We start from the raw sequence: 5,015 nt of genomic DNA, 5'->3' as shown, positions 1-5,015 counted from the left end.
TCTAACGTCGGGCCTCAAATGCGAGGCACGACGCTCAGGCAAGCATTGAGCAAGCGGCCAAGCGGCCGGAGGGCCGTCCCCCCTCAAGACGGATTCTTGCGGTGCGGCACCACCGCCGTATTGGGGCGGCGCCGGATCATCAGGGCGAAACCATCGCGCACCCGGGTCAGGACGCGAACCGTCGCCCGCTCGGCCCCCGCCATCCGCTTGAAGACCTGATAGGCTCGCCGCCGTCCGCTGCCCGGCCCCACCTGGGCATAGGTTCTGAACCGTGCGTTCCGGACCACGCGACGCCCGAAACGGGTCCGGAGAAAGGCCAGCAGCAGGCCGTTCTTGGCCAACCAGGCGACGAGAATCACCATGGCGTGCGCGAACACGCCCTTGATGAGAACTCCGAACAGAAACAATAAAATACCGGCGATGATCGCTGTCAGCATAGCCGCTTTCCAAACCCATGGGCCGCGCCGAGATCCCCGGGCGAAAGCACCCGGTCTCCATAGGCCGGGGCAAACCGTCGGCAATCATAGCCGAAGGGGAAAAATACGTCATCTTCTATGGTTCGGAAACGGGGACGATCGCGCCGAATTCGGCGCCGAAACCGGATCAGCGGCCCGCAGGCCCAGAACGGCCGGACGTCTGCGACTTCGGCGAGCGGGCGGTGTCGAACTGCGGCAAGGGCAACACCCTTGCCTCGATTTCCTTCACCTGGGCCACGATGCCTTGGGCTTTCTCGACCGCGTCCTTGACCTCGCTGTCGAGCATGTCGATGCCGCCGCGGACATTGATCAGGAATTGGGCATAGCTCATGCGAGCCTGCATGGCGCGACCGATATTGAAAGACAGTCCGGCACGCCCGGACAAAATGTCCTCGCCGGACTTGATCAGCCGAGAAAGCTGGGCGCGCAGGAGCGATTCCGCGCTGGCATCCACCGATTTGCGGATAATGCGCAGACGCTCGATATCCGCCGCCGAGCAACCGTGCTGCTCGATGCGCATCTGCGCCAGCGCCATGAGGTTGATGAGGCGCTCTTCGGCATCGGCCACCGCCGTGGTCAGAGCCCCCTGCGCCTCGGCGCCGGTGGTGGTCACCAACCGCGCCAGAAGCTGCTCGATCAGGCGGGCGGTGACGAAGGCCTTGTCGATCACCGCGCGGGTCTGGCGGTCGCCCCCTTCGTCCTCCTCGGCCTCATCCGCCCTGGGACGCGCTGGCGCCGCGAAAGAGCCCAACTGCGGCGCGGCCGCCGCCATTCCGGGCACCGGCGGCAAGGAACGCTCTCCCTGCAAGTCCTGCCGGATGGCCCGCCGTTCCGATTTCTCGACCGCCTGATTTAGCTGCTCGGCGATGCGGTCCTCGGCCCGGCGGAACGGTCCCTGGTGACCCTTGGACGACCGGCGACGACGGCAGCGGCCGCGATAGGTGGCGGTGGAAATGAAAGGCCGCTTGCCGTCCATGGCGGATAATAGCTTCGCCTGCACCGCCATCAGCGAGGTCGGCATGGCGATGACCTCGCAGATTCCGGCCTCGCGGGTTTCCTGCAGCAGTTCCGGCGTCCAGTCCCGGCCCAGGCTGATGATGGGCAGCGTATTGGCGGGAGCGGGCATTTTCCAACGGACAAGGCGGGCGATGGCAATGCCCCCGCCGCCCGGCACGTCGTTTTGGGAGATGATCAGGTCGATGGAGGGATTGGCGCGAAGGGCATGCGTTACCCCTCCAACATCGGAGAGATATTCGACATCATGCATCTTCAGCCCAAGCAACAACTCACGCAGCACCCTGCGCAGGCCGCCATCTGCGATAGCAACTAGACCCTTACAGGCGGCAAATGGCTTCATCTTGAGGATCTACCCCTTTCGAACGCCACCGATCAGGTGTGTATCGAAGCATTGCCAAGGCCGCAGCACAACCCTCGAATTACGAGAATTACTGGATATTTTTGCGCCGAGGTTGAACTGGCCAGCCGGGCCATTCCATCTTTCGAACACGATTTCCTCGCCCCCCATGGACTCGGCACATCATACGGAATAAGCTTGTCATACGGAATATGCTTGCCGTCAAACGGCACCCTCCTTCGGCGTGCCGAGAGGTGAGGTCGAGGTAATGGGACCGACGAACCAAACTCTCCGCTGCATATGCCACCCATTCATTAAATACAATTCCTACACATTATGAGTTAATGCATGCTAACTCTGCCATCATTTAAGAACATTGCATGCCTTCTGATTTCATCAGACAAGAAAAAGCGCCGCCTGCTGGCCGACGTTCTTAACCAGATTGGGATTGGTGTTATTCACGAAACTGATACGGTTGAACATGCCACTTTACAGCTTCGTTACACAACCATCGATCTCGTCATTTGGGCAGAGGCTGGCGATGATCACATCGACCTGCTGAAGCATATCCGGCGCGAGTCTTCCCCCAGAGCCCGGACGGTTCCATTCCTGTGCGTCACGGAAGGATGGGATAATGAGCGTCTGACCCAAGCCAGGGATGCCGGCGCCTCCGGCTTCGCCACCCTCCCCCTCACTCTGCGGGGAATGCTGAGAGCCGTCTCGGCGCTTCTCGCCGACTCGCGCGAATTCATCAATTGCGGCGGCTATGCCGGTCCCGACCGCAGGCGGAACGATCTTCCCAACTATCAGGGACCGCGTCGCCGCGCCACCGATGGAACGGCCCCGCGCCCGGCGGCGGAAACCGCACCGCAGAATCCGTCCGCCGTCGCCCGGCCCGAAAATGCCGCCGAGGCGCCGAGCGGCGCGACCGCCGAGGCGCCAAGCCGGCCGCCGTCTAAAGCCACCGCCGGAATCGGCATGGCCGCAACATCCGGTGGCGGCCGAGGCCCCGATATCAAGCATCTGCCACCGTCCAACCGCCGCGTCCAGGTCGTCCAAGAGGCCCTGCGCATCTCTCAAGAGCTTCAAGCCCTGCTTCACGACCCCGCCGAGGAAAACGCCAAGGCGAAGATCAGCGACCATTTCAATCGTCTGATGAACCTCATGGGGCTGGTCCACTGCTATTGCCGGGAGGAAGGCGAGGCAGGGTCCTTCTTCAAGAAGAAATATGCCGAGATCATGCGGACCGTCAGTAAGTTCTCGTTGGGAATCCTGGCCTCCGGCCTCGAACGGACCGTCCAGGAATCGTCTCGGATCGTCGATGGAACCACCCCCGCCGCATTGGGAGCGTCGTCGAAGATCTTTTACAAGATGTCCGAATTCGACACCTTGATCACAATGCTCGGCGGCTACCCCTCGCTCTCCCTCGACCTGTTGGAGATGATCAAGACCGGATGGCAGAACGTGCTGTCGCTGACGGCCCGAGACAATACCCTCAGCGAGTTGGAAAAGGATGACGCCGCACCGCTGAAGCTTGTGGCCGCCAAGCGACTGAACGATGCGGATGTAATCTTGCAAGAGCGCCGCGCAGCCGATTCCCAAGAGGCCGCCTTCCAGCGCCTCAACCAATCGCCGACGGCGTAGCGGCCCCGGTCCCTATAGCGGCGAGCGCCAAATCCGGCGCACGCCGCGATCAGCCGCCATTGCGGCGGCGGCCAAGCGGCCGGAGGGCCGCGGGCGCCTCGACCAGATAGGCGAATTCATCCACCGCCGCCGCCGTCTCGATGACGGCGGTTTTTGCCGCATCCCCGGATTGGGGAATAAACCGGATGCGGATGTGACAGGCGTGCGGCTCTTCCCGGGCGATCCTGCCTTCCAGTTCCCGGGTCAGGGCATGGCACTCCTCGACCGTGACCTGGCTTGAAATGGAAAGCTGCAGATCCACTTCCCAGGTTTCCCCCATGCGGCGACCGCGCAGGTCCACGACGCTGACGCCGGGGTGGTGGGCGGCCAGCAATTGCCGGATGCCGTCGATACGATGGGAGGGAACGCTGCCGTCCATCAAGCCGTGGATGCTGTCCCAGGCGATCACCGCGCCGATGCGCAAAACCAGCAGCGACACCAAGATGGCGGCCAGATGATCCGCAGCCACCCATCCCAGGATGGACAAAACGATGCCCGCCAGCACAGCCAGAGACGAATAGGCGTCGCCCCGATTGTCGGCGGCGGCGGCCATTATGGCGGGACTGTTGGTGTGTTCGGCCACGCAGCGCAGATAGCGATGCATCAGTTCGGCGGTTCCGGCGGAGATCAGGGCGCCGAACACGGCCCAGACCTCGGGGACCTGCACATGGCCGGAGCCGAGATGGGTGACGTTGTACCACAGCATGGCGGCGGCCCCGGCCATCAGGCTGATGCCGATGAAATTGGCCGACAGGAATTGAACCTTGCCGTAGCCGTAGGGAAAGGCGGAATTGGCCGGTCGGCTGGACAGCTTGACGCTGGCCAGATTGATGCCCTTGGTCAGAAAATCGCCGAAGGAATGCAGGGAATGGGCCTGAAGCGCCATGCTGCCGCTCAGCACCCCCAAAGCGGTCTTGAACACGGCGAGAGCCAGGGCGTTGAACATGTCCAGCCAAGCCGCTCGGTCACGACATTCCTGGCATTTGCTTGGTTTCATCGACCTTCCCAGCATCGGCGACGCCAATGCGCACAGTGGTTTATTCTATAGCAGTTGCCTGCCGTCCATGGCAACCGCACCACCTTGCAAGGCCGCGATTATTTGGGCACCAGCATGGGTAGGACGCCGGGCAGGATGTCGAAGCGGAAGGGGGCTTCCATCTTTTCCACCTCGCCGTCGATGGAGACCAGCGACTTGCGATGCCGGGTCCGGATTTCCAGCCAGGGCAAGGAGCCTCGGATGAGTGCCTCGTTGCTGGCCCAACGCCCCATGGCCACCTGCAGGCCCAGATCCATGAGGCTGATTGGCCCCGCCCCCTGCCCGATATAAACCCCCAGGGTAGCACCATCCATGCGCTCGCGCTCCAGCTGGAACGGATCGGAATCCCGGCACATATTGTTGGACACCATAAAAAAGGAAGTGGCGATCCGGGCTTGGACGTCGGGTCCGATCAACTCCGCTTCGATCAAGCGATGCCCCCGGGCCAGGCCGGTCAGCCCGGCCA

4 protein-coding genes and 1 pseudogene are annotated in these 5,015 nt (G+C 62.6%); 1 reads left to right on the top strand and 4 read right to left on the bottom strand.

All coding sequences use genetic code 11. The features are described from left to right. Positions 1 to 83: 83 nt before the first annotated feature. Both mamW and MTBLM5_RS16315 read right to left on the bottom strand, forming a co-directional pair. Positions 84 to 437, bottom strand: a complete 354-nt coding sequence (mamW, locus tag MTBLM5_RS16320; protein ID WP_008622215.1) for a magnetosome protein MamW — start codon at positions 435 to 437, stop codon at positions 84 to 86. Between the two features lie 166 nt (positions 438 to 603). After that, the gene (locus MTBLM5_RS16315; protein WP_254431098.1) at positions 604 to 1,833 is read right to left on the bottom strand and encodes a chemotaxis protein CheY; all 1,230 of its coding nucleotides are present in this window, start codon (positions 1,831 to 1,833) and stop codon (positions 604 to 606) included. A gap of 345 nt (positions 1,834 to 2,178) precedes the next feature. On the opposite strand from MTBLM5_RS16315, the gene MTBLM5_RS18975 reads away from it, so the two are divergent. Next, entirely contained in the window at positions 2,179 to 3,474 is a 1,296-nt protein-coding gene (locus tag MTBLM5_RS18975; protein WP_254431097.1) for a hypothetical protein, read from the top strand. Positions 3,475 to 3,523: 49 nt separating this feature from the next. Here MTBLM5_RS18975 and mamV read toward each other — a convergent pair whose 3' ends face one another. Both mamV and MTBLM5_RS16300 read right to left on the bottom strand, forming a co-directional pair. After that, positions 3,524 to 4,510, bottom strand: a complete 987-nt coding sequence (gene mamV, locus MTBLM5_RS16305; protein ID WP_254431096.1) for a CDF transporter MamV — start codon at positions 4,508 to 4,510, stop codon at positions 3,524 to 3,526. 98 nt (positions 4,511 to 4,608) lie between these two features. After that, a pseudogene (locus MTBLM5_RS16300) lies at positions 4,609 to 5,015 on the bottom strand (sphingosine kinase); the annotation flags it as partial.

This window comes from Magnetospirillum sp. LM-5, from assembly GCF_902729445.1.
GTDB lineage: Bacteria > Pseudomonadota > Alphaproteobacteria > Rhodospirillales > Magnetospirillaceae > Magnetospirillum.
This window is presented reverse-complemented; position numbering and strand designations above follow the sequence as displayed.